Annotated in this window: 27 protein-coding genes and 2 pseudogenes; 3 read left to right on the forward strand and 26 right to left on the reverse strand. The window is 63.3% G+C overall.

Going from position 1 to position 23,311, the window contains the following annotated elements; all coding sequences use genetic code 11:
• Nucleotides 1-69: 69 nt before the first annotated feature.
• The 20 genes from QRN38_RS06305 to QRN38_RS06400 all read right to left on the reverse strand — a co-directional run bounded on the left by QRN38_RS06305 (nucleotide 70) and on the right by QRN38_RS06400 (nucleotide 15,664).
• Nucleotides 70-759 carry a PFL_4703 family integrating conjugative element protein gene (locus QRN38_RS06305; RefSeq protein ID WP_012438503.1) on the reverse strand — a complete coding sequence of 230 codons (690 nt, stop codon included), beginning with the start codon at nucleotides 757-759 and terminating at the stop codon, nucleotides 70-72.
• Entirely contained in the window at nucleotides 756-1,166 is a 411-nt protein-coding gene (locus QRN38_RS06310; RefSeq protein WP_012438502.1) for a TIGR03750 family conjugal transfer protein, read from the reverse strand. The genes QRN38_RS06305 and QRN38_RS06310 overlap by 4 nt, the downstream gene beginning before the upstream one ends.
• 10 nt (nucleotides 1,167-1,176) lie before the next feature.
• Complete coding sequence (locus QRN38_RS06315) at nucleotides 1,177-1,494, reverse strand: TIGR03745 family integrating conjugative element membrane protein (RefSeq protein ID WP_011269710.1); 318 nt, start codon at nucleotides 1,492-1,494, stop codon at nucleotides 1,177-1,179.
• A 58-nt stretch (nucleotides 1,495-1,552) separates the two neighbouring features.
• On the reverse strand, nucleotides 1,553-1,786 hold the full coding sequence (locus QRN38_RS06320; protein WP_012438501.1) for a TIGR03758 family integrating conjugative element protein: 234 nt from the start codon (nucleotides 1,784-1,786) through the stop codon (nucleotides 1,553-1,555).
• A complete protein-coding gene (locus QRN38_RS06325) occupies nucleotides 1,783-2,163 on the reverse strand; it encodes an integrative conjugative element protein, RAQPRD family (RefSeq protein WP_011269711.1) in 381 nt (126 codons plus the stop codon). Before QRN38_RS06325 ends, QRN38_RS06320 begins: the two co-directional genes overlap by 4 nt.
• 98 nt (nucleotides 2,164-2,261) lie before the next feature.
• Entirely contained in the window at nucleotides 2,262-3,011 is a 750-nt protein-coding gene (locus QRN38_RS06330) for a TIGR03747 family integrating conjugative element membrane protein (RefSeq protein WP_011269712.1), read from the reverse strand.
• Nucleotides 3,008-5,197, reverse strand: coding sequence for a type IV conjugative transfer system coupling protein TraD (gene traD / locus QRN38_RS06335; protein ID WP_011269713.1), 2,190 nt, complete (start codon nucleotides 5,195-5,197; stop codon nucleotides 3,008-3,010). Before traD ends, QRN38_RS06330 begins: the two co-directional genes overlap by 4 nt.
• Before the next feature lie 4 nt (nucleotides 5,198-5,201).
• Nucleotides 5,202-5,750 carry an integrating conjugative element protein gene (locus tag QRN38_RS06340; protein WP_011269714.1) on the reverse strand — a complete coding sequence of 183 codons (549 nt, stop codon included), beginning with the start codon at nucleotides 5,748-5,750 and terminating at the stop codon, nucleotides 5,202-5,204.
• Nucleotides 5,747-6,328, reverse strand: coding sequence for a transglycosylase SLT domain-containing protein (locus tag QRN38_RS06345; RefSeq protein WP_011269715.1), 582 nt, complete (start codon nucleotides 6,326-6,328; stop codon nucleotides 5,747-5,749). Before QRN38_RS06345 ends, QRN38_RS06340 begins: the two co-directional genes overlap by 4 nt.
• A 5-nt stretch (nucleotides 6,329-6,333) precedes the next feature.
• Nucleotides 6,334-7,056 (reverse strand): TIGR03759 family integrating conjugative element protein, encoded by a 723-nt coding sequence (locus QRN38_RS06350; RefSeq protein WP_057417703.1) that lies wholly within the window; start codon nucleotides 7,054-7,056, stop codon nucleotides 6,334-6,336.
• 15 nt (nucleotides 7,057-7,071) lie between these two features.
• The gene (locus QRN38_RS06355; RefSeq protein WP_029996184.1) at nucleotides 7,072-7,719 is read right to left on the reverse strand and encodes a hypothetical protein; all 648 of its coding nucleotides are present in this window, start codon (nucleotides 7,717-7,719) and stop codon (nucleotides 7,072-7,074) included.
• Nucleotides 7,716-8,300 (reverse strand): PFGI-1 class ICE element type IV pilus protein PilL2, encoded by a 585-nt coding sequence (gene pilL2 / locus QRN38_RS06360; protein ID WP_011269718.1) that lies wholly within the window; start codon nucleotides 8,298-8,300, stop codon nucleotides 7,716-7,718. Before pilL2 ends, QRN38_RS06355 begins: the two co-directional genes overlap by 4 nt.
• Nucleotides 8,301-8,439: 139 nt before the next feature.
• A complete protein-coding gene (locus tag QRN38_RS06365; RefSeq protein WP_057417702.1) occupies nucleotides 8,440-10,719 on the reverse strand; it encodes a helicase-related protein in 2,280 nt (759 codons plus the stop codon).
• A gap of 149 nt (nucleotides 10,720-10,868) precedes the next feature.
• Entirely contained in the window at nucleotides 10,869-11,168 is a 300-nt protein-coding gene (locus QRN38_RS06370) for a hypothetical protein (protein WP_042825931.1), read from the reverse strand.
• Between the two features lie 88 nt (nucleotides 11,169-11,256).
• Nucleotides 11,257-11,577, reverse strand: coding sequence for a hypothetical protein (locus QRN38_RS06375; protein WP_015471964.1), 321 nt, complete (start codon nucleotides 11,575-11,577; stop codon nucleotides 11,257-11,259).
• Nucleotides 11,578-11,625: 48 nt separating this feature from the next.
• The gene (locus QRN38_RS06380; RefSeq protein ID WP_258077705.1) at nucleotides 11,626-12,759 is read right to left on the reverse strand and encodes a DUF6094 domain-containing protein; all 1,134 of its coding nucleotides are present in this window, start codon (nucleotides 12,757-12,759) and stop codon (nucleotides 11,626-11,628) included.
• A 39-nt stretch (nucleotides 12,760-12,798) separates the two neighbouring features.
• Nucleotides 12,799-13,449, reverse strand: a complete 651-nt coding sequence (locus tag QRN38_RS06385) for a hypothetical protein (protein ID WP_011269723.1) — start codon at nucleotides 13,447-13,449, stop codon at nucleotides 12,799-12,801.
• A gap of 127 nt (nucleotides 13,450-13,576) precedes the next feature.
• Nucleotides 13,577-13,900, reverse strand: coding sequence for a hypothetical protein (locus tag QRN38_RS06390; protein WP_011269724.1), 324 nt, complete (start codon nucleotides 13,898-13,900; stop codon nucleotides 13,577-13,579).
• Nucleotides 13,901-13,992: 92 nt separating this feature from the next.
• Complete coding sequence (locus QRN38_RS06395) at nucleotides 13,993-14,673, reverse strand: DUF3275 family protein (protein WP_011269725.1); 681 nt, start codon at nucleotides 14,671-14,673, stop codon at nucleotides 13,993-13,995.
• A 61-nt stretch (nucleotides 14,674-14,734) separates the two neighbouring features.
• Nucleotides 14,735-15,664, reverse strand: coding sequence for a DUF3577 domain-containing protein (locus QRN38_RS06400; RefSeq protein WP_011269726.1), 930 nt, complete (start codon nucleotides 15,662-15,664; stop codon nucleotides 14,735-14,737).
• Nucleotides 15,665-16,120: 456 nt separating this feature from the next.
• Between QRN38_RS06400 and QRN38_RS06405 the strand changes: the two are divergent.
• The 3 genes and pseudogenes from QRN38_RS06405 to QRN38_RS06415 form a co-directional block, all read left to right on the forward strand.
• Nucleotides 16,121-16,243, forward strand: a pseudogene (locus QRN38_RS06405) (helix-turn-helix domain-containing protein); the annotation flags it as partial.
• A 17-nt stretch (nucleotides 16,244-16,260) separates the two neighbouring features.
• Nucleotides 16,261-16,494, forward strand: a pseudogene (locus QRN38_RS06410) (IS30 family transposase); the annotation flags it as partial.
• Nucleotides 16,495-16,798: 304 nt separating this feature from the next.
• Nucleotides 16,799-17,425 carry an SEN1982 family lipoprotein gene (locus tag QRN38_RS06415; protein WP_015471960.1) on the forward strand — a complete coding sequence of 209 codons (627 nt, stop codon included), beginning with the start codon at nucleotides 16,799-16,801 and terminating at the stop codon, nucleotides 17,423-17,425.
• A 158-nt stretch (nucleotides 17,426-17,583) separates the two neighbouring features.
• On the opposite strand, the gene QRN38_RS06420 is transcribed toward QRN38_RS06415, so the two are convergent.
• The 6 genes from QRN38_RS06420 to QRN38_RS06445 all read right to left on the reverse strand — a co-directional run bounded on the left by QRN38_RS06420 (nucleotide 17,584) and on the right by QRN38_RS06445 (nucleotide 23,299).
• Nucleotides 17,584-17,937: a DUF3085 domain-containing protein gene (locus QRN38_RS06420; RefSeq protein WP_011269728.1), complete on the reverse strand. Its 354-nt coding sequence runs from the start codon at nucleotides 17,935-17,937 to the stop codon at nucleotides 17,584-17,586.
• Between the two features lie 143 nt (nucleotides 17,938-18,080).
• Entirely contained in the window at nucleotides 18,081-18,893 is an 813-nt protein-coding gene (locus QRN38_RS06425; protein ID WP_057417701.1) for a hypothetical protein, read from the reverse strand.
• A 297-nt stretch (nucleotides 18,894-19,190) separates the two neighbouring features.
• Nucleotides 19,191-19,397, reverse strand: a complete 207-nt coding sequence (locus QRN38_RS06430) for a hypothetical protein (RefSeq protein WP_011269730.1) — start codon at nucleotides 19,395-19,397, stop codon at nucleotides 19,191-19,193.
• Between the two features lie 221 nt (nucleotides 19,398-19,618).
• A complete protein-coding gene (locus QRN38_RS06435; RefSeq protein WP_011269731.1) occupies nucleotides 19,619-20,545 on the reverse strand; it encodes a hypothetical protein in 927 nt (308 codons plus the stop codon).
• Complete coding sequence (locus QRN38_RS06440) at nucleotides 20,545-22,665, reverse strand: XVIPCD domain-containing protein (RefSeq protein WP_057417700.1); 2,121 nt, start codon at nucleotides 22,663-22,665, stop codon at nucleotides 20,545-20,547. Before QRN38_RS06440 ends, QRN38_RS06435 begins: the two co-directional genes overlap by 1 nt.
• Before the next feature lie 241 nt (nucleotides 22,666-22,906).
• The gene (locus QRN38_RS06445; protein WP_057417699.1) at nucleotides 22,907-23,299 is read right to left on the reverse strand and encodes a hypothetical protein; all 393 of its coding nucleotides are present in this window, start codon (nucleotides 23,297-23,299) and stop codon (nucleotides 22,907-22,909) included.
• Nucleotides 23,300-23,311: the final 12 nt, after the last annotated feature.

Genomic DNA, 23,311 nt, shown 5'->3' on the forward strand with positions numbered 1-23,311 from the left:
ACGACAGCTCGGAAAACCTTAGCGTACGATTTTTTCCGAATTCTCTAGGCTCCCCGAGTACAGGGTGCTTCATGGTGTTTCTCCTTGGGGCGCTTGCGGAGACAGGCCGCCAGCCGCTGGGCGGGAGGCTTCCGGTGCGCTGATGCGCTGGGGCGTGCCGTCGTAGCAGTCCAGTGCCAAGCCGAACGGGTTGTGCGAGGGGTCGACGTCCACCCGCGTGACTTTGATGGGGTAGCGCACCAGGGCGCGCTTGACCTGCTCGGCGCCGTAGTACTCGTCGGCGCTGATGTCCAGCGTCACCACCCAGTCGCGGTCGGAGACCACGCGCACGCGGGCGTTGGGATCATCGCCATAGCCGCGGCCAGGGATTTCATAGATGCCGCGCACGCGGTGCCGCAGTTCGCCCGTGCTGCGCCGGTAATCGAAGTCGGCACGCAGAAAGGCGTGGCAGGACGGTGTGAGGTACGGCGAAAGTGCGTGCAGGTTGCGCGGGTAGTCTTCCTCGCCATTGGTCGGCCAGCGATTCAATTGCTGGAACACGTAGAACGTGAAGGAGTAGACCGATTCGGGCGGGACCTCCCACCACTTGCGGGTGCTCCCCGAGCGCAAATCCGGTGGGACGTGGATCGTCAGGTCGCGCGGTGCGCTCCACCAGCCGCCGCCCATCACGAGGGCGAGGATCACCAGCGCGCCGGCGCCCAGTCGCAGCGTCTTGATGTGCGCCTGCAGGTGGGTGATCTCGTTCTTGAAGCGGCTCATCGCGCCCCCCTTGGCATGGACCTGCGGGTGGACCAGAAACCCGAGTGCGAGATCAGCGTACGGCCGCCCACCCAGTTGGCTGCGAGCGGATGGCGCATGGTGATCCGCCACTGCAACTGCCGGTATAGCCAGGTATCTGGCCGCCCACGCTTGAGTCGACGGAGGATGCCGCCGCCGATGAACACGCCGAGGGCCACGCCCAGGACGACGAACGTGGGCGCGAGTGCGATCGTGCGGAACACCCAGGACAGCGGCGCGCCGACCAGCAGGCCGGCGCCGCCGGACAGACCGCAGCAAATCCACAGCTCGTCGGCGGTGAGTCCACGCACAACAACGGGATGGCGGTTGAGCCGGTGCGGAAGGAACGTCACCGTCCCGTCGGCACGGACGTGCTGGTGTTCGGACATGGCCAGCCCCTTACAGGATGCCGGTGGCTTCGGTGAGCAGCCAGATGCCGATCACGAGCAGTACGGCACCGATGGCGACCGTGAGGCCGAACTGGCCCCAGGTCTTGCGACCGGTGTGGATTTCCGCGTAGGTGCCGTATGCGTGGTAGCAGACGCCGATGAACATCGACGCCACCACCAGCAAGGCCACGAGCATGATGATGTCGTAACCGTAATTGCGGATGGTCTCCATAATGCCGTTGCCGGTACCCCTGGTCGGGTTCTCCAACTGAGGCAGGCCCTGCGCGAACGACAGCGCGGGCAGCGCTGCGGTGCCAAGGGCCACCATGGCGCGTTGGGCAAGACGAGTCGTGAGGATACGGCTTTGCATGGTCAGTCCTTTCAGGTCAGGAGAGGAGGAAGAAACTCAGGACGAGGTACATCGCGACAAAGCGGATGCAGACGCCGAGGAACTGGCGCTGGTTGAGGCGGCTCTCCGACCACCCCACGTAGGCGGTTCGGATGGCCCAGACGCCCCAGACGAGCAGGACCGCAAACACGACGCCGACCAGCACGGTCGCCATCGCTGAAGGCGCGATGCCGCTGTTGGCTTGAAATGCCGAGATCTGGGCACCGTTCATGGCTCGCCCTCCGCGGTCGTCCGCGGCAGCTCGGTGCGCTGCTCGGTGCGGTAGTCACCGGCCAGTTCGGAGGAATCACGCGGCTGGGCACGCGATGGCGTGAGGTGGTCCTGGATGCCGACGCGCACGCGCGCCAGATCAGCCAGGAGACGCGGGTAGTCGAAGTGGTAGCGTTCGCCCGGTGTGATGGGGGTATGCGCGGCGCTGTTCGCGACGGTGCGCTCCAGGGCATCAAGCTGGCGCAGCGCGGCGACCAGTTCCTGGCGCTGTGCCGGAGATTCGGCCAACGCCATTGGGGACTGCCCCATCAAGAGGGCCGTCAAGAGAAAAGTGGGCACGCCGCGATGCGCGGCGCGTAGCCAAGTTGAAGCCACCATCGCGCCATTCCTGTGTGTTCAGCAATGGCTTGATCGTGGAGATCAAGGCGACTTCAGGCCGCAAACAATCGGAACTCGTGGGCGACCGGATTGATGGTCTAGAGGTACTTTTTGAAGCTCCCGGCGGTCAGACTCACAGCCCAGCCCAGCAAGGCTGCGCTGGGCAAGAGGATCAGCAACGGGTGCACTGAGATCGGCAGCGCGAGGTAGGTCACCCAAGGCAGCACGACCAGCGGCATCAGGCTCGCTTTTGCCCGGTGATAAATAAAGCCAGATTCCCGACCCGCACCGAATCGACGCACGTCGCGCCGCACCAGGCCGTCGATCAAACCAACGAATGCTGCCGTGAAGATCAGTGGCAGCGTGAGAACCAGGACCAGCAGACGCACGATGAAGGTCAGCATCGTGAAGGCAGCAGCGATCAGATAGCTCTCGGTCAAGACGTAGACTTGGCTAATGTAGTAGCGAAAGTTGCGCGTCTGTCCGTTGCTTGGCGCGTGGGCGCGCTCGGCGGTCTGGCTCATCCGTTCCAACAAGCCTGAGCGCACGAACACCCATTCGTAGCCGGTATCCACCAGCTCGTGCGCCGTGCGCCCCGGCTCCTGCACGACCATGCTGCGCGTGAAGTGACTGGAGAGGTGCCCCAGTTCGGACTGCAACATCTGCTGGGAGTGGCGCCATCCCTGGTCCTTCCAGAACAGGTGCATGCCGACACACTCCACGACGATCGAAAACAGCAGCGAGCCGATCAACACCGCGAGCAGCCGAAACGGTAGCGTAAGGGTGCCGACGATCAGGCCTTGGCTCTGGTTCTGCTCTCGTTGCGCGGTTGAGGCGACGTCTCTCATGGCGAGGCCTCGTTGCCGCTGTCATCTATCGCGCCGGCGTCGGCGATGGGCACAGCGGTGACCACCTCATCAAGCAGGTCGCCAGGCAAGGCCGCGTCCTGCATAACCGAAGAGCTGGTGTACTCCCACCACTGCGTGGCGTCGGTGTAGGTCTGACGCATGTAGCCCGCGAGCTGTTGCAGATCCTGCGGCATGACCTCATCGGGGGCAGGGGCAGGCAGCGGCATTCTGATCTTCCAGAGCTGACCGCCCTGCAGCAGCGCGAAGCACTGTCCTTTGGGCAGGCCGACCACGTGCGATGGCTCGATCATAGGCACGCTGGACATACTGATACGGTCCTGGGTGTTGGACGTGAAGTCTGTCGCGCCGCGAATGTCCGAACTGTCGGTGGCGCCCGAGACGATGGTGGTGCTATAGACCTCGACTTTGGGCAATTGCCGGGTCAGCAATTCAGCAGTGGCCGTCTCCCGGACCCGCAGCATGAACAGGTTGTTGAAGTTGCCGATAACCTGACCGGCCTTCGCGCGGTTGCCAATTCGGGCTTCAATGTCGGAGAGCGTCTGCGTGTAGGCGGTGACTTGCAGCCCGGCGCCGCCGCCCTTGTTGATGAGCGGTATGAACTCATCGCCCATCAGCTCGTTGAACTCGTCGGCATGGATATTGATCGGCACCAGCGCGCTCGCCGATGCATCCGGCAGGCCATCGTTGATCCCATGCTTGTAGATGTGCCCAGCAACCGATACCAAGTCGGAGAACATGGAGTTTCCGACCGCTGCGGCGACCTCGGCGTCGGACAACGCATCCAGGCCCACATAGACCACGGCACGCTTCCTGATCACCTGCATCCAATCGAAGATTGGCCGCGGGTCCGCCAGGTCTGAGTAGTTCGGCGCCAGGAGCTGCGCGATCTTGCCGCTGGTGAGCTTCTCCAGCAGAGGCAGAAGCGATGCGACGATCTTGTCGAAATACGTCTTGTCGTACCGGACCGCCGAGCGCAGGCCGTCGAGCACTGGATCGTAGTTGCGCGCCTGGGAGAGGTATTGCTCAAGCGCCACGACGCGCTTCTCGCGTCCGATCATGTTCCTCGGGATGTTCTTCTCGTTGAGCTTGGCCTCAATCTGGACGATCACCTCCCAGGCCTTGGGCTCGGTCTTTGCGAAGTAATGCTGGGCGTACTCGATAAACAGCGCGTCGATGTTGATGACGTGCCGCTGGATCAGCATATAGTCCGGGCGCTGTCCCAGCTCCACCAATGCCCGCGCGATGATGTTCACGAAGCGCCAAGCGAACTCGCGGAAAGCTGCGCTGTTGCCTTCACCAGAGAGCTGACCGGCAATGCGGGTGGCGACTTCCGAGATGCGCCCGAAGCGCCCCACGGCGTTGTAGCGCGCGGAAATCTCCGGCCATCCAAGGTGAAAGATGTAGAACTCGCCTTCGCGGCCCGCGCGTTTGGCCTCGACGTACATGCGCTTCAGGAGATCAGCATCGCCCTTGGGGTCGATGACGATGACGACTTCATGCTCGCCTGCGGCGTTTTTGCGGCGGATGTCCTGGGTAACGAACAATTCAGCGAGCCGTGTCTTGCCCACGCGCGTTGTACCCAATACCAGCGAATGCCCGACGCGCTCGCCCAGCGGCAGGCTGACGTCCACTTCCTCCGGTTCGATGCCATGCAGTCGCGGGAGGCCACCCACGGGCGGCAGCGGCCGCACCGGATTGAAAGGCACATCCCAGCCCGTGAGCCCAGGCAAGCGCGAAAGCGGAAACGGCGCGAACTCCAATCTTTCTTCCAGCCGCCTTGCCAGCCGATATGCAGGAGTCGGTTCAACGTAGCGGCGGAACTCCGGCCGGTACGTCTGCATCAGCCGATGAGTGTGTTTCTGCTCCCACAGAAAGCCCTTGCCGATGAAGAGCCGCTGCTGGCTGACCGGCACGTCCTTGCTCGTCATCACATAGCGCGGCAGGCGGCGGATGTTGCGCCGGTAGCGCAGTATGATGCGGGCATCGCGGTATCGAATCGCGCCGTAGGCACTGAATGCCAGCGCGCTGCCGACGCCCATGCCCGGACTCAGCGCAAGCGACCACGGGGCCACCAAGGACAGAAACGCGGCGCCTGCACACGCTGCGACGGTGTATAGCTCCACTGCTGGGCGAAGTAGAACTTCAACCGGCTGTTTGCCCGACATGGGTTCATTGCTCGATGCTGGTGGCGGTGATCAGCGCCGGGTAGTGCCGCAGGCCCAAGCGCTCTGCCAGGTCGTCGCCGGCCACGGGGGCCATTTGAACGCCGGGCGCTAATGCGCGTAGCCGCGCCAATGCCTGCACGGTCTCGACATTGACCACCAGGCCGACCGCGCCGCGCTCGTGCAACGAGGCCGCATTGCGCCGCAGCCAGTCTTGGGAAGCCTTGTCGTCGCCGGCGACCACGAAAGGCCGAAGGCCAGGGGCCTCGATCACTCGCCGCGCGACGGTGCCGGGCGTGAGCTTGGTGCTGCGCACCGGCAGCATCGCGGCCTCGTCTGCGGGGGTGGCGGGAACCTGGGGCGTCGGGATCTGCGGCCGGGCAGGGGAGTTGACACGCGGTTGGAGGTTCAGGGCTTCGTAGTACGGTAGCGCGGACGTGCCGCCACGGTCTTCGACCACGATCAGCGACTCACCGGCACGCGAGGTCAGCGGCAGACCCGCCAACAGCACGAGCAGGCCCTTCGCCGCGAGATGGGCCAGATGGGATTTCGTCATGGGGAGGTCTCCTGCCGCGCGGCGAGGACTGCGGTGGTTGGGCGCGTGCCCTGCACGCGCGCGAGGTGGCGGGACACGCTGCGCCGATAGCGGGCTGCGGGCTCGCCACCGGCGGGGCGGTGGTAGCGGCCGATCGCCACCAGCCAGTTTTCGCCGGGGGTGTGCTGCTCTTGCAGGATCTCGGCGGCGATGGCGAGATTGCGGTACGGGTCGAGCAAGTCGCACGCGCTGGCGTAGCGCTGCTGGTGGTAGCCGAGGTTAATCTGGCCCAGGCCAGCGTCGATGCGCGTGTGCGGCGTGGAGCGGATGGCTTGCTGCAAACCGGCGCAGGCGTCGGCGCGGGTCGCATAGCGGCGCGATTGGCCGGCGATGTTGAGGGACCACGGCCATGGGACGACGCGCCCGTGGCGCCGGATGCCGCTCTCCTGCAAGGCCACGGCGTAGAGCACCGGCGAAGGAATGCCGGCGCTCTGCGCGGCAAGCTGGTAGGCCGGCGGCGGCATCTCCTGGGCCTGGGCGGCGCAGGCGTACAGGCCCGCAGCTAGCACCACTGCACGCAGGTGCGGCAAGACGGGCATAGCGGCTACGGCTGAAGCTGCCATTGACCGTTCACCTCGCGCACGGCGGCCGGCAGATCACCGGTTAGGCCGAGTGACAGCCAGCGGCCGCCGTCGTGGTTGAGCGTGATGCTGCCGCTGCGCACTCGTGCTGGATCGATCTGCGCGCGCTTGGCCCAGTCGCGGATACGCGCGTCTTCCTGTCGGCTGCCGACCATGTACAGATCGAACTCGGTGCCCGAAGTTTGCAGGCGTTGCACGAGCTGCCCGCATGCGGCGCAGCCGTCCTTAATGAATACTGCCATGCGGCCGCTGCTGCGCACGGCGGCGCCTGGTTTGTCATCGGGCAGGTTCACGCGCTGCATGCCAGGGTTCAGCCGCTGCCAGGCTTCGTCGTAGGCGCGCTGGTACGCCAGCAGCTTCTCCACGCGACGCGCTTCGACCTGCACCTGCAACTCTGCGTAGCGCCGCCGCTCTTCGTCGGTGCGGGCCTCGATTCCCAAGGCCGATAGCGGGTCCAGGTTCGGTGAGTAGATGCCGAGTGGTCCCTCCATCAGCTCGCGGTAGCGCGCCCAATCCTGCGGTTGCAGGCCCCAGTCGCGCGCCACGCGGTCGTCCAGGATGCGGCCTGCCAGGGGCCGCTCCTGGTTGGGCATATTACGGGACTGAGCGGTGGCAGGCTGCTGGGCCGAAGCCGGCAGGTGCAGCGCTGCCAGCAGCGATAGAATGAGAACGGGACAGTGTTTCATCGCATGGTCTCTGCGTCAGGGAATCGCTAGGCGGCGGGTCTGCTCGCCCGCCTGGAACACGGCGGTATTTCCTTCGATGCCCTGCAAGCGCCACAGACCGGCCGCGTCGCCGGGCAGCAGTACCTGCACCTGGTCGGCGGTGAAATTCCCCTCGGCCGGGGCGACGGATACGCTTCGCTGGCCGGCACGCAGTTCAGCGCCTACGATGCGGAATGGCAGCGGGGCCAGCTCAGACTTGGCGGCAGTGGGCTTGCTCTGTGGGCGCGGCTTCACAGGCGTAGCCGAACGTGTCGTCGCCTGTCGTGTCTTGATCTGCTCGACCTCGACGCGCAGCGCCTGAAGGTCGTCCATGGAGGCAAGACCGAACAGCGTCTGCTCGATATGTGCGATGCGGGCGTCCAGGGCCTGGCGGGTGTCTTGCAGTCCTGCCGCCGTTGCCGCTGCCGGCCGCTGCTGCAAGGCTTGGGTGGTTTCGGTGAGCCCGGCGACCTGCGCTTGGAGGCGCTGCAGACCGGAATCGACCTGCTTGGGGTCGGTCAGGTCGTTCATCGCTTGATAGTTCACGGCAGTGAAGACGCTCAGGCTGATCAGCCCAAGCCAGAGCAGGCTTTGCACGACTACGGCGGCAGTCGCTCGCCGGGAAGGCTGCGAGGCGTTGTTCATGGTTGGCCTCCCGCGAGGGGAAACGTCTGCATCGCGTCGGTGGCAGGCGGTTCGGGCATCGGCGCGGTAGCGTCGCCGTGGACCTGCTCGAAGCAGACTTGGCGCGTGCGGTCATCCACGTGCAGCTCCCAGGACGGGCCGGCCAGAGTGAGCAGCGCATTGCGCAAGGTCATGGGGCCCAGATTCAGGTGCGCCACCGGCAGCGGCAGCGGGTATAGCTCGATCACGGCGTGCGCCGTCTCGCAAAGCTGGTAGCCGCTGCGCTTGAGCACGTGCCGGAGTCCGTCGCCGACCGTGGCGCGTGCATCTGCGGGCATGGATACATCGACGGTCTGCAGCAGCAGGTCGCGCTGCGCCGCCATCGGGGCCAGTTCCACCAAGGTGTAGCGTCCATAGCGCACGACCGGAATGAACTGCGGTGCCTCGAGTTCCGGTGCGGGCGAGGCTTCCTTGATGGCATCGGGCGCGTGCGGCGCCGCAGTCGTCGCGCAGCCGCCAGCCAGCACCGAACAGAGCAGGCCGAGGGTTCCCGCCAGCAGGCGGCGTTCGGGATGATGAAACCAGAGTGGAAAAGGGCACATAGCTCGGCGTCCTGAAACATCGAGCCCTCACCATCACCGCTAACGACGTGTGCAACAGCAAACAATGCGAATCACGCCGCGTCTGATTTGCCGGTAACGGTTAAAAAAAACGGCCCCGAAGGGCCGTAAGTGGAGATAGTCAGGCGGCGACAAGCTGTCGGGCCAACGCGACCTCGACAGAATCACCGTCCTGGTTCAGGACATCCAGCCCCGATTCGGGCACGTCGCCCGAGGTGGACTGCGATACCATGATCTTCTTGGCCATTAACTCCAAGCAGGTCATCTGCGATGAGCCGGCGTAGCCGAGATAGATCACTCGCACGGGTTCTTTCTGCCCGATGCGCCAGGAGCGGCGTGCCGCTTGCTGGAGCGAGTACACGTTGTAGCCCGACTGCATGAACACGATCGTCGGGAAGTCCAACAGGTCCAATCCCGTCTTGACGAGTTCGGGGTTGGTGATGAGCACATCGATGCCGCGGTCCAACTGCTCGGCGATCCAGTCTTCACGGCGGCTGGCATCTACGCTCGCGCGCAGCACCGCCACCTTGAAGCCTTCCTGCTCCAGCAGCACCTTCAGGCGTGACGTGGTGTCGCGCTTGCCGGTATAGACCGTGTAGGTCAGGACATTGCGCCTCTGCGCCTTCTCCTGCTTGCAGATGTCGATCAGCTCACGCTCCTTGGGGCTGATCTCGAACTCGTGGAACTGAGCCGGGACGAACGCCAAGGTGTCGCGCGTGCGCGGATGTAAGACGGTCTCCGACCGGAAGCAGCAATCCGGCCAGGCCAGCAGTACGTTGAGGACCACCCCCAATAAAGTCGTATCGCGTCGCGCCAGAGCCTGCTTCAGCTCTGCGGTCAGCCGACCCGCCAGGTCGCGGTAGGCCGCGACTTGTGCCGTGTCCATCGCGACTTCACGGAACTCCTCGTCATACGGAGGCAGGACGTTGCCACCGATGTCCTTGAGCTTGAGGAAGACCGTGAACGGCAGGATGCAGCGCAGCACGCCCTTGGGGCCGAAACCTGGGGCCTTGACCGTTCTGACACTGACTTTCGAGCCTTTCGCGGTCTTGTGCGCCGTACCTGTGCTTTCCGAATAAATATCCTTGAGGACTCCGTGGTCCCTCATGAACGCCATCGCGGCCGAGGCCATGCTGCCGCTCGTGGACGGGCGGTAACCGTCTTCGATCATCCGCCCAGGCAGGGCGCGGAACAGCAGGTAGAACAGGTCGTCGCCGTAGCCGCCCATCAAGGTGCCGGTGAGGAGCAGCGTCTTGCGCGCCTTCGCCGCCAGCACGCCCATGGCCTGGCCCTGGGCACTGCCGCCGTTCTTGTACTCGTGCGCTTCATCAGCGATGAGCAGGTCGAACGTGCCTTGCGGCAGGTAGCGTTTGATGAACTCGGACGGTTGGTAGCCACCCTCGCCAAACCCGAACTCCATGTTCGCCATCGCCCGTTCCATGCGGGTGGCTTGGCGGTCGGAAAACACCAGCTCACCGTTGCCGTCCATGAGGTTGATGAACTCATGCACGTTGTCTCCCAACATCGAGGCGAGGAAGCCGTCACCGAAGCGTTTCATGAGCTTCTGCGCGGTGACTTCCCCGATCGTGGGAATCCGTTTCAAGGCTTTGAGGACGGCCGAAGACTGGTCGCTACCGGACAGGCTTCTCGGGCGGATCAGCGTCCACAGGGGTGCGGCGCAATGGCTGCACTTCCTGCGGTACTCCTCGGCGTCGAGTTCGATCGGATTGACCGGCTCGCCGTCGAGGTCTGTGATGACATGGCCGCAGTCCGGGCAGGCTGCCACGTCGCCGTGGCGGGTGCGCCGCCGGGTGAAGACGGGCCGCCAGTGGAAGCCCATCCGCATCCGCACACGCCCCAGGACGAAGAACTCCTGGCCCGTGGGCTGCACACCCAACTGCTCGCGCAGTTTGATAAGTTTGACCAGCGTGTCGGGGCCGTTGAGTACCCAGACCCTGGCGCCGGCCACTGTCTCCTGGATCTCGCGCCGCCACTTGTAAACCAGATGCGGTGGCGAAAGAACCAGGGTGCGGCGGTAGCCCTCGGCGTTGAGAACGGCGGCCGTGGCGATGCCGACGGTCGTCTTGCCGCAACCCATCTCGCCGTTGACGATCGCGGCGCGTTCGCCACGGTCGATCAGCAACTCGGCGGCGGCATGGACGACTTCCGCCTGGGCCTCAAACAGTTTGCGCTTGAGGCTGGCGACGATGAGCTGACGGCGCGTTTGCGGCTGACCCGTATAGACCGGCGGGTTGGCGCGATTGAGGGAGTCGAGCAGTTCGTCGCCGAACTCACCAACGAAATCCTGAAGGCTCAGGGTCAAAGGGGAAGATTCCGCGTCGAGCAGTTCGCTCTGCACGGGCGTGGCTTGTGCAGCAGTAGATTCAAGATCGAGGGACATGGTGATGCTCCACAAAAAAATGGGGCATGCACCACCCCCAGCGGGGCAATGGCATGCCCCGGGTGGGAAGATCAATCTCAATCGGCACACGGCCGACTGTGGATGGAAAACGCAGGCGCTGGCGGCCTGCGGGGGAAACGTGCTCAGTCCTAGGACGGCAGCACAATGAGGGTGAAATGGCGTTTCTCATCGGTGACGATGCGAATGCTCAGATCAGGGCTGACCAAGTAGCGCGATTCCAGCAATGCACCCGATTGCAGTGCGATGCAGTTGGCGTGCCACTGCTCCTCGGTAACATCACCCCAGTCGCCACGGACGTGGCGACGAAAGTACGGAAGCGGATCCAGGCAGCCCGCGCGAACCAAGCGGTCGATGTCTGCGCTGAGGACGAGTGCGCCGGGGGTAAACAGCAGCTCCCGGCAGTACGTTTCGATTCGATGTGATGCCATGGGCTCTTCCTTGAAGAAACTTTGAGCCACGACCCCCTGGCGGAGTGAAGTGGCTCCGTCAGGTGGACGGGATGACGATGTACTGCCTTCAGATCATGTCGCGCTCTTCGGAAAGCTGGACCACCGTGGTCTGGTGGTCTTCGCTGGTCTTGACGATCAGCACCAGTTCCGGCGTGATCCGGTAGGAGGAGATCATCAGGTTGTCCTGTTGGAGTGCGACATCGTTGGCTTGGCCGGTCGCCTCGTCGATCTCTCCCCAATCGCCGCGCACATGGCGCTGCACATAAGCCAAGGGATCGATGAGGCCTCTGCGGGCCAGCCAATGCACCTTCTCGCTCAACTGCAAGGAGGCCGGTGCGAACAACGGTTGCTTTTGCGGCGCACGCCGCTGGAACAGACGTGAGAGCATGGTGTTTCTCCTTTGATGAAGTGCAGCGGGACGTCAGGCGTCCGGGGATTAGCGAATGGTCAACACCTCGCCCCGTGTCGGGGAGCCAGGCGTCATATCCCATGCGCGGATGACGGGGACGAACTTGTCGGTGAGGATCCGGGTTTCAGCGATGCAGCCGTCGTCGCGTTCGGTGAATTCCCTCTGGAGCGTCTTTTCCTTGTGGGTGTCACCTTTGACGACGAGCAGGCGCCCTGTCTTGGAACGCACCACGCCGGATATCGCGCCCGCGGCCAGGGCCAGAGCGAGATGCCAGTGGGAAAGAGCACGCGCCGGTGGACGCAGCAACTGCTGCGCGGCCCCCAGGTGCGTGTCCAGCGACGGCCAGAGGCCTTGGAGCCGACCAACCTCATCGGCGAACTGCTCCGGCTCCATCGTCACGCGGAAAAAATGCTCCGGCTCGGCCAGACTGGCGGGGACGATGTAAGGCAGAAACGGCCATTCGCTTAGCAGCTCCTCGGCTTCGACTTCGCCAAGCCCAACCTGCAGCAGCAGATTACGCATGGCCTTGACGCCATCCGGCGCCTGCTCGCGCTGGCGCATCCTGCGGCCGAAGATCACCACCTGCTTGAACTGCGTCTCCACTGCTCGGTAGATCCGAAGGTCCGTGTAGTGACGCGTCAGCCAGCCGACCAGCTCCGCGTCGAGCACATAGCTCGGAACGATGAAGACCAGCACACCGCCGTACTGCACCAGCGACAAGGTTCGCTGATAGAACAGCTTTTCGAGACGGGCGCGGCCCTGGCCCTGGTAACCGATGTTGCCGTTGACGTCCTTGGACAGGTCGCCATATGGAGGGTTGAGCCAGAGCAGCCCGAAGGACTGCTTGGAAATCATCGTGTCCATCAGGTCCGCGTGCAGGCAGTGATCGACCAGGCCGCGGGCATGGTGCGCCCGCTCCGCGTCGAACTCGACAGCGAATGCCTTGGCCTGCTCGCGCCCGAGAGCATGGGCGGCTTCGGCGATCGCCACGCCTTCGCCTGCGCAGGGATCGAGGATGCACATCGGACCATCGCTGGGCATCAGTGCGTTGAGGGCTCTTTCGAGCGTGGGTTCATCCGTGGGGAAGTACCCGGTTTTCACGAAATTGCGGGCTAGCCGCGGGAACATGAGGGCCATGGAAATCTCCTGGTTGGCGGGGATGAATGACGGAACCACGCCAAGGCGTGCTCCACGGGTGGGTCAAGCCGCTACCGCTTCCGGCGTAGAAATCTTGGCCGGATGGGCATAGGCGGTGAGCACATCACTGCGGATCAGGGAGCCCAGCGCCAGAGTCAGCGTCGGCACGTCGATGGCGAGCCGATGGCCTTCCAGCGGCCCGAGGGCGAACGGAAGGCGGGCCAGCATCTCGCGGGTTTGCAGCAGTTCCAGCACGGTCTCGCGCCAGTGATCGAGCAGCGGCAACGGGCAGGTGTCCCGCACTAGCATCCACAGGCGGTCGAGCCGGTGGGCGCTGTCGCGTGGCAGCAATGCCAGCGCGCTGGCGTTGGCTTTGTCGGGCTTGACGCAGCGCCGGTCGAACAGCCACACGTTGGAGAGAGAGCCGAACCGCGTTCGCCGATAGGCGCGCGTGACGCGTTTTTCCAGGCGATCGACGTTGCCGATGAACATCGGGACGCTGCCGCCCTGGTCAGTGATGACGTGGAACTGGTCTAGTCCCTGCTCATCGCGCCCGAGGGTCAGGCGAGCGAGGAACTGCTGGACGGCGGTGTCTCGCGCCCATATCGACAGGAAGATCAGGTTGCCCTGGTCATCGCCGACGCAAGCGTCGGCCATCACGTCCGGGCATTCGTCAATGCGGTACAGCGTGGTGGAAGAAGTGTTTATAAACATGGTGGTGTCCTCGGATGAGCGGGGACAGCACCGCCCGTGGGGCAGGTACTGCCCCACGGGGTGGAAGAAAGTCGCTCAGTCCGGCTCGAACTGCCGAGTGTGCGGCTATGAAACTCACTGCTAGTTCTCAGTACGAATCGCAACCGGCCGGGCAGTAACCCAGTTCGATGCCATGCGAGCAGTAGCCGTTTTCAGCATTCCAGTCCTGGGCTTCCTGCCGAGCGGCAGGTGTTGCGTAGTCCCATTTCTGAGCAATCTGCAAGGCCTGTGCGCGCTGTGATTCGGGCAATCGACCAACTTGCGTGTCGATTGCCGAACTGAAGCGTTCAACGTAGTAGTCGTGAGACAGACCGCAACCTTTCATGGCTTGTGCGGCTGCCGTCTCGCAGAGAGCCCGCCACGCGGATTCATCCAGCGCGCAACGGGGTGTATCGCAAGTGATAATGGACATGAGACCTCCAGGAAAAAAACCGGGAGCCTCCCCGCATGGGGAAGTAACCCCCGACGGGTGGATGAAGGACACCACGGATGCGGTGCTTGTGATCACGCAGGTTGCAGCTCGGCCTGTCGGCTCCACTCTTGCGTCTTGAAGTCCAGCGCGAAACCCAGCTCGCCAAGGCGGGCGATCTGCGCGCGCAGGGCGCGGCGGTCGATGGTCGAATCAAGCTTCACAGATTCGCCCAGCGGCCACAGCCCGCCGAAAAGCGTGGCGTCCGGATCTTCGGTGCTGCCGGGGGCGGCAGACGTATCGAGCGGCTGCGCATCCACACCGAACGGCGTGGTATCGACCAGCGGGTCTGCCGATGCCTGCACGGGGGCAGGTTTGGCGGGCCGGGATGCTCTGGCCGGGGTTGCCACCGGCTGCGTGCCCAGTTCCTCATCGAGGGGATCGACGTCATGGGTGGCGAAGCTGCGTGCTTCGTCACAGCTCAGTTTATCGATGCCGTTGAGCGTCATTCCGTCGAGGCTGGCGCGGATCTCAAATCGCATGCCGCCGCCGACCGGGTAGGACTTCGGGAAAATGTACCTGATGACGAACTCCCCGTCGTATTTGCCTTCGGGGTACTGCTCTAGTTCAGGGTCCTTGACCTCGAACACACCAAGATGTGTGGAGAGGCGACCGACCGGGAACGGGCCGTTTTTACCGCGGATGATGCGCAGTGTGAGCTGGCCTGGGACGACGATGGGCGATACCGATCTATCGGGCACCGATGTGACTGCCATGATGGCTCTCCTTTGAGAAACTAGGAAAAAGCGGCAAGGCCCCGTGAGGGGCCAAGCCGGATCAGAACGAAGCAACCAATGCAGGCTCCTGCTCCTCGACTGCACCTTCGGACTCGCGCTCGGCGGACTCGATAGGCTGGTCGGAAACGGTGTCGGCGGCCGTGTCGATGACGTTGTCGGCTTTGGGCGCGGATGCGTCCTCCGCCGGCGGCGCCTTGGCTTGCGTCTGGCTCGTCGGATAGACCTGGGTGCCGTCGATCTTGATCAGACCGATGTGAACCAACGTCGATTCAAGGCTCGCGGCAGGTTCCCCAGCGTGCTCGCCCTTGGTGCGGATGTACGGATCGATCTTCATGTCGTTGAGACGGAAGGCGATCAGCACCTTGCGATCCCCTTCGATGGCCTGCACGCATCGGCGAACCAGATGCTCGGCTTCAGGGGTGGAGACGATCGTGTCGAAGTACCGATACTCCGGTTCATCGACAGGTCCGGCCAGCGCGGCGATGGAGCACGACAGGAACGGATCGCCATCCTTGGGGGTGACGTCCTTCGGACGGTTGAGGTAGCCGATGCCGCGGGTGATCAGCTCGTGCTGTTTGATCGAAGCCAATTCGTCCCGTTCAATCAGCTCGGCCTTGAGCAGTCGCGCCTTGAGGGACGCTGCGGCCTTGCCCTGGTGCTCGCCCTTGTCGCGGATGTACGCATCGCCCCATAGGTCGCCGAGGCGGAAGCGCACCAGCGGGCGCTGCTTGGGATCGTCAACGCCGATGTAGCGCTGAACGAGCTTCTTGGCCTCGGCACCCGAGACCTTGACATCGAAGTAGCGGTAGCTTGGGTCCCTGGCGGGGCCGACCAGCGCGGCGATGGTGCATGCCAGGAAAGGCTGCGCACGGCGGCCGCCCCTGACGGGTACTTCACGAGCACGTTGCAGATAGCCGATGCCCGAGGTGTGCAGATCGAAATACGATTTCTCGTTGGACGTGGTGTTCATGGTGATCTCCATTGGGAAAAGCGGAGGCACACCAAGCCACGCAAGCGGGGAAGGGTGCGTAACCCCGCGATGGGTTGATAAGGCGAAAGCATCCGCCACCGGACAGGCCGGTGGTCGCTCGCAGATGGATGCGGTGCGAGCTGGCTCGGTCACGCAGTGGGAACTGCGCCGCAACCTCGAAGACCGATGGTTGCCTGGCATGTTGCTGACAACGTCAGCAGGCATGGGGGCAGCATGGCCGGGCCTCATGTGTGGAGCAGCAATGAATCGGTAACCGAGCGCCTCCCTTTGTCCACGGCGACCAACGTCTGCCACATCAGTTACAGCGGTAGAGATGACATAATCAGAAAAATATTAATAAAATTGGCGGCTCCAACTGTGGATCGCAACACCAACGGTTGTGAAGTGGTGCAGGCCACCAGACCTGAACGACTTCACCGCCAAGTGGAGTTGCCCATGTCATCCCGCCGCCTGGATCTGGCAGAACGATACCGTCTGCATGCGTTATATGAAATTTGTATGTCGATGCGGGCCATCGCCGGCGCAGTGCCGCGTGCGCCCAGCACGATCAACCGCGAACTGCGCCGCAACCAGCACGCTTCGCTGATCATCGGCTCATTGCTGCCTGCTTGCAGAGCGATTTCTATTTTGCAGATCCGTGCTGCGCATAGCAGCGAGGAAGCAACGAAAATGCCAACGGGTTGACCCGCCAGTACTTGCCACGACAGACCGATTTCAGCACCATCACCAATGCGCACCTGCGGTCGATTGAGCAGCGGCTCTACAATCGTCCGCGCAAGATGCTCGGATTCAAAACGCTCCTTGAATAGTTGGAACGTGGTGTGGTCCCGCATCGTTGGGGGATTTTCTAAAGTTGTGGTCAGTTACATTTTCGGTAAAGTGATGCGGCGTGAGCCTCATTCTTGAGTACTCATGGCTACTATGCAGATGCTCAAGCGCAACACCCACGTTCGAGCGGAACAGTTGGTACAGACGCTTCACCGCACCCTCGGACCGCTCCGTCCGCTTCTACAAACCGACTATAAGCTACCCGCCATGCCGAGAACCGCGCATCGCCTAATCGCGTTGCCAAAATGAATAACCGCTTGTCTTAACCTACAGAGGAAGCTCGTTTTGCATACCGCCATCAAAATCGTCGCCATTAGCAGTCTTGCCCTTACGCTTGCCGCGTGCGGCAGCGCCAAAGACGCTAACAAGAGCAACTTTAGCAAGGCCATCCAGGCGTACCTGGACACTCAGAAGGGTCTGTGCGCTGCGATTCCTGCAAAGGGCTTGCCGTTCACCCTGGCGAACCAAGATATGATGGGCGGCCAGAACAAGAAGCGCGCCGATGCGCTGGTCGATGCGGGGCTGCTGACTAAGCGAGACACCGAAGTCAAAGCCATGTTCGGCAACAAGATGGAGCCGGCCACCGAATACCAAATTACTGATACCGGCAAGAAATTTCTCGTCGCCAACGGTGCAAACACGCTGGCTGCACAAGATGCCTTCTGCACCGGCAAGTACACCGTCGTGGAAGTGGACAACTTCACCGAACCCAGCGACATGATGGGCGTAAAGCTGTCGCAGGTGAACTACCGCTACAAGGTGGACGGTGCAGATGACTGGGCCAAATCGGAAGTCATGCGTGCCAATTATAAGAATTTTGCGGAGCAGACTCAGGGAGATGTACAGGCCAAGGCGGCAGTCATCCTGACCAACGATGGGTGGATGCACGAACGCCTGTTCAAGCGTGGATAAATAGCTCTGAATCCATTCAGAAAAGAAAAGCCCTTACTCAATGAGTGAAGGGCCTTTTTTCTTCTGGAATACTGCATTAATGCCTGGGCCGGTCCGGATATTCGCTCACTCGGGACATTGCCGACCGCTCGATCGCAAATCTGACTCAGCAAGCCGCGCTATGCGGAAGGCACTACCTCCAGCGACAGATGCGTGGCGGTGGCGGACAGTATCAGATCGTCTGCGGAGTGCAGCATGCGATTGAATACGCCATCCTTCGGATCGAAGTACTCCGCGAAGTCGTCGCCGCCTAGTTCGTCGCGCGCCAGTTCCCACCAGTTGTCAAACGGATCGGTGTCCGGGTTGCAGCCGACGGCATAGGCCAGCAGCTTCACGCGTCCACCCGGGCGACGCTCCCCGTGCTCGGCAAGGAAGTACACGCCTTGGTCCTTGACTAGGATGACGCGGCATTGGTTGGCGATCGCCTCCGTCAACACGGGGCGCAGGTCGGAGCCTTTGAATCGCAGTGACATGGTTGAAATCTCCTGTGTCGGATAGATAAAAGGCCCTCCACCCGAATGGATGGAGAGCCTGTGGGGCACATGGACAGAAGGGCTGTAACGCCGTGACGGCGGCTCGGATCAGCCGAAGAACCGTCTGGCTTCGGTGCGGGGCGTCATGCCGGCAGCGCCTGGCGTGGTCGAGCCGCCTTCGCTTTGATGACACTCACGTCGATCAGGCGCCAACGCCCGTCGTCGATGAGTTGCTCTAGCACTTCGCCGAGCATGTCGAAATGCACTTCGTCATGCCGATCGACCAATTCGCCGTCTCGGTGCAGCTCCACCACGTAGGTATCCCCCGCGCGGTCGTACAGCACCTTCACCTGACCCTCGAACTTCGCGGTCGAGACCGTGAAGGTGATCGCCGGAGGCGTCTCGATGATCTTGGACGGCTTCGGATCGACCCAGGAGAAATCGCGAGCGCCCGCATCGACCAGCATATGGGTAATGCGTCGGAAGCCATCGGGCGCCGGCATTTCCTCCAGTTGCTCGATGAGCTGGCCCAGCTCCATGCACTGCGGCGTGGGGATGGGAAGCTTGGCCTGCGCGGATCCAAGAAGGTGCGTCTTGACGGTGTAGGGGACGCCGTCCGACGTCATCTCGGTGCGTACTTCCGGAGTGTCCGCGCGCAGTCCGTCGAAACGGCGCCGCGCGTAGGGTTGGACATGCACAGTGGCGCCTTCGGTGGGAACGACGGTCACCAGTTTGGGATCGAGCACAGCGAACTCGCTGGGCTTGAGCTTGACGACGATGGTGTCGTCCGTCACCACGACCACGCGCCCATCGAAGGGTAGGGGATCGATGGCGAAGCCCAATGTCGAAGACTGCGGCTGATCATCGAACACGCGGTACTTGAACGACCGCACGTTGCGAGGGACATGGCCTGCGACAAGCGAAGGCATCATGGATTTGACGAGGGAACGGTCCATGGGAAATCTCCTTGAGGAACAAACAAGGGATTCCCCGCCCGCAAGGGAGAGGTCCCTTGTGGGTGGCGTTGATGGACGCGGACGCGTCCTTGGAATGAAACGACCTGTGCGGTTTCCCGCACTTGCAGCCTTGAAGGTCTCGGCTGCCTGGGCATGTGTCGGCAACGCCGACGAACATGGGGAAAGGATGGCCCTGGAGTGGGCTACCTGCTCGCAGGAAACGGCACGTTGCCGCACCCATATTCCTGCGCGACGGCAAGAAAAAAGCCCCTCGAAAGGGGCTGGTGGTGGGCAGGCCTAGTACACGAAGTAGTGTTCGCGTTGACGCGGGAAGAACACGTGCTTCCACGTGTCGCCGCTTGTGTTGCCACCGTCGAACACGACCATTTCGTAGTCATCAATGTCGGCGTCCACTAGGTCGGCGCTGGCGATTTGGCGCATGTGCAGCGTGCCGCTCATGCGCGCGAACACCAGGATCTGGCCGATGGAGTCGTGCTGGTTCATGGCGTTGACGCAGGCTCCAAGCTGGTGCTCGAAGTCGGATGCGGTCGCTCACGGGCGTGTTCGTCTCGACCGTCTTCCTTAGTGCCGGCGGGCGCGTAGCGCTCTGGGCATGTTGCTGACCGAGTTCAGCGGAACATGGCGGCAGCGTCGCACCAGCCCACTCCGGCGGCCATGGGAAATCTGTACTGGCTCATCGCCCCATTGTGTCTGGGGTATTCGCTTCAGTTGTAATCCGGATAGTCCCGGCGCACCCGCTCTTCCACCGCCATAGCGAGCGGATGCGGCGGGCACTCGGGCAGCTTGCTCAGGATGGCCCACGGCGTGTCGATCAGCAGATGGCCAGTATCGAAATGTGGCAGGCCGTCGCGCTGGCGCAGGGCCTGCACGGCAAGCAATTCGGCGGGGTAAACGCCATTGAAGCTTTCATCGAACTCATAGGTATTGCGCTCGGTACTGTCTTTGCTGCGGGTGATATGCCAGTCGGCCGCGGCCTGCATCGCGGTCTGGAACACCGCTGCGTCGGTGCTGCGCCACTGGTCGAGCACCGCCTGATACTCGGGGATCAGCGGATGCACCGGTTGGTAATGGGTGGGGATGCCGAAGGCCTGCGCGAACAGGAAAATCAGGAAGGCGTCGTTGGTGCCTTTGCCCCAACCCTCGCGACGCCACTCGTCCGGCTTCAGGGCCTGGTCCTTGTGCGCGACCTGGATCAGGAAGCGGGCGCCGGCCTCGGTGGCGTCCCATTGCGAGAGCATCGCGGTCGCTGCCACTTTCATGCTTGTCCCGAACGACAGCAACGGTTGCCGCTCGGTGGTCCAGGCCAGGGTTACGGCGGCTTCGAAACGAAATGCGATGGAGCGCATTGCCACTGCCCAGCGCAGCGGCTGGGCGAGTTCGTCCAGTCGGCCCTGGCCGCTGAGGGCGCAGGTTTGCATGGCGTAGGTGTGACCGGCTTGGCCTAAATCCAGCCAGACCTCGCCTTTCAGGATACCAGTTTGCGCCAGGCACCCTTCGATGCGTTCCAGATATTTCGTCGGCCTGCGATCCGTGGTGAGCGCCCACTCAATCCATCTGTCACAGGACTTGAATAGCTTCTTCAGCGAGGGATGCCATACTGGCAACTGTTTGTCGCTCTTGCCTGCCGCCATTAACTCATCCTCGGGCCGCGCTGGGCTTGGTTCTGCTGTTCTGTTTCCTGGGCCAGCGCCTGTTGCTGATTGAGCTGCTGGACCTGAGCGAAGCTCTCGGACACCGGGCGCTGTGCGGCATGCTCCGCTTCGACGTGGACATGGAAATCCGGGCCTTTCTCGCCGTGCGGCGAACTGACCGCGAAAACGCGTGGCGCATCGGCGCTGCCGCCAATGCGCACCGAATCCAGGGTCTTGCACAGCGCGTCGGCTTTATACTCCTGCAGCAGGCTTGCGGCAATGTTGTGGCTCTGCCCCTCGTTCCAGCGGCCGTCGCGCTGCACCGTGCGTAGCATCTTGTCGAACACCGCATGGTCCGGGTGGCCGGCATCGCCAGGGGTCAGCATGGTCTGTTTCGGTGCTGTGGGCTTGACCCATGGGTCAACCTTGCGTTCGATCTGCAGGTGCGGCGAGTCTGGGCTGCGACTCAGATTGAGCCGCACCCACGTGACGTTGATGTTCTCGGCCTCGGGGCCGATCTCTCTTCTTATGCCATCGGCTATGTCATTCAATCCGGGAATCGTGTTTTTCGGATCCCAGTGCTTTTCCGCACGGATCGCCAGGTCAATTCGCTTGGCCACGAATTCTTCCGGATCCCCATGTTGCGCCGGCGCGATCCCCTTGGCCGAGGTCTTGATCTCGAAGAACTCCAGATCACCGTCGGGGTTGCGGCCGACCAGGTCGATGCCGTGGCCGGAGCGGTTTTTGATCGCGACGATGTCGCTATAGCCTTGCTTTACCAGTTCGTGGGTCTGGATGGCTTCGCCGATGTCGCCGAGCTGGCGCGTGGTGAGCCGGGTCAGGTCCACGCCCTGCGTGCTGTGGTCTAGCGCAGTCGGGAAGTCGATCCTGCCATCGAAGACATCCTGGTTGCGCTTGAGGATGGCGGTGAGTTCGCGCGGTGCCAGTTCGCCGCTGCGTAGCAGGCCTTCGACATTATCAGTGGCGCGGGCGGCGCGGACCAAGTCGTCCAGGTGGCCGTCCTGGCGCGCCTGGCCGACCAGCCCGCGCAGCAATTGCTGCGCGCCTTCGCCCGCCGCACCGCCGCGCTGCGCGGCCTGGCCGACTTCTTCCAGCGCTTCGGCGTAGGCGCCGGCGCGGCCGGGCAATGCCGCGCCCCGCTCGGGTGCGAGTTCGCCCGCGTCGCGCGCGCCGGTGCCGACGCGCTCGGCACGGGCGGCATCGGCCAGACCCTCGCTGGCTTCGCCGGCTGCGCGCGGGGCGATGTCCTCCATGATTCGCGCGGCCTTGCCGAGCTTGCCCAGTTTACTGGCCGGGACCAACGTGGCCAGGATCTCCACCCCAGCCGCGCCGGCTGCGCTGCCGACATATTCGTGCTCGCGGCCTTCGCGTTGCGCCTGCGCCAGCCCCTGCTGCCACTGCTGCAGCGCCTGGGTGGCGGCGCTGCGGGCCTGGTCGATCGGCTTGTGCGGGTCGGCGACGACCTCGGCCGCATAAATACGGACCATGCCGACCACCACATCGCGATAGTTCGGGTCGGTGACCAAGCGCGTGCCCATGCGCACCAGGTCGACGGTATCGCCGAGCGTGGACACGGCATGTCCCGCCCCGCCAGTGACGAAGCCATAGCCTTGCTGCACATTGCCGACCAGATTGTTGCCGGCCTGCGCTTCGGCGCGCAGGCCGGGCAACACGCCAGGAGCGGCCGCAGTGTCGCGGGTGCTGCGTTGCGCGGCGGCCAAGCCGTCACTGACCTGGGTATCGGCCCAGCGCACTGCGGTGCGGGTACTGTCATAGGCCTGGCCGCCGACCTCGGCCGCCTGCTCGCCCAGCCGTTCGAGCCATCCGTCGCTGAGGTTGGCCTGGTCCAGCGCGTCGGCGAAACGCTGCCGTTCCTGCGGCGTATCCAGGCGCTGGTCGATGGCGGAAAAGAGCGTGGTGCGGTCGAAGGCGGTAAAACCCGGCGAGGCCGGCAGGGCGCGCACCAGTGCGGCCGCATCTACGCTACCCAGACCTTGATGCTGCAGGATTAGGCGCTGCGCTTCGTAGGCCAGCGGATCGACGCGGCCCTGCGCGTCGGTCGCAGCCAACAGGGCAGCGATTTCGGTGGTGCTGGCCATGTGGCTGTCTCCAAGCGTGTGAGCTGTGCTCCTTCGGCCACGGTTTTAGCGCGGCGGGGCCAGCCCTGCAAGTTCCACTGTAGCGTCTGACCCAAGCAGCAGATCAAGACAGTCAATATCCTGCTAATAGCCCAAGGCTAGTGGCGCTGGGTGATGGGGAAAAAAATATGAGGAACAGGGCCTTGCGGGCGCATGTTCCTCATTGGGGGGACGAGAAAGTAGTGGTATGCCGGAGAGATGCTCACCAGCCGCTGTAGTTCACCAGCAGATCGGCGATGATCTTGCGGCGTTCCAGGTCGAGACCGTCGAAATCCGACAGCCCGTGGAACTGGCAGCGCTTGAGCATGGCACCGCCATCGCGCGCGTTGTAGAAGCTGACCATGGCGGACAGGAACATGCGTTCCCCGCTGCTCAGGACGCCGAGGGCGTCGTTGATCCGCAGCACGTTGGGACGCAAATCCCATTTGCTCTTGGCCTGGTTCAGGCCTTCAGGGGTGCCCTCGCCGAACCACTCGGCGCCAGCGATCTCGACGCCACGCTTCCACGCCTCGAAGAAGGCTTGGGGCGCATCAGCGAAATGCTGCACTTCCTGCATGATCTGACCGACGATTTCCAGAGGCAGATGTGGGTTCATGATGTGGCTCCT

Source organism: Pseudomonas sp. CFBP2511, from assembly GCF_030209255.1.
GTDB lineage: Bacteria > Pseudomonadota > Gammaproteobacteria > Pseudomonadales > Pseudomonadaceae > Aquipseudomonas > Aquipseudomonas avellanae.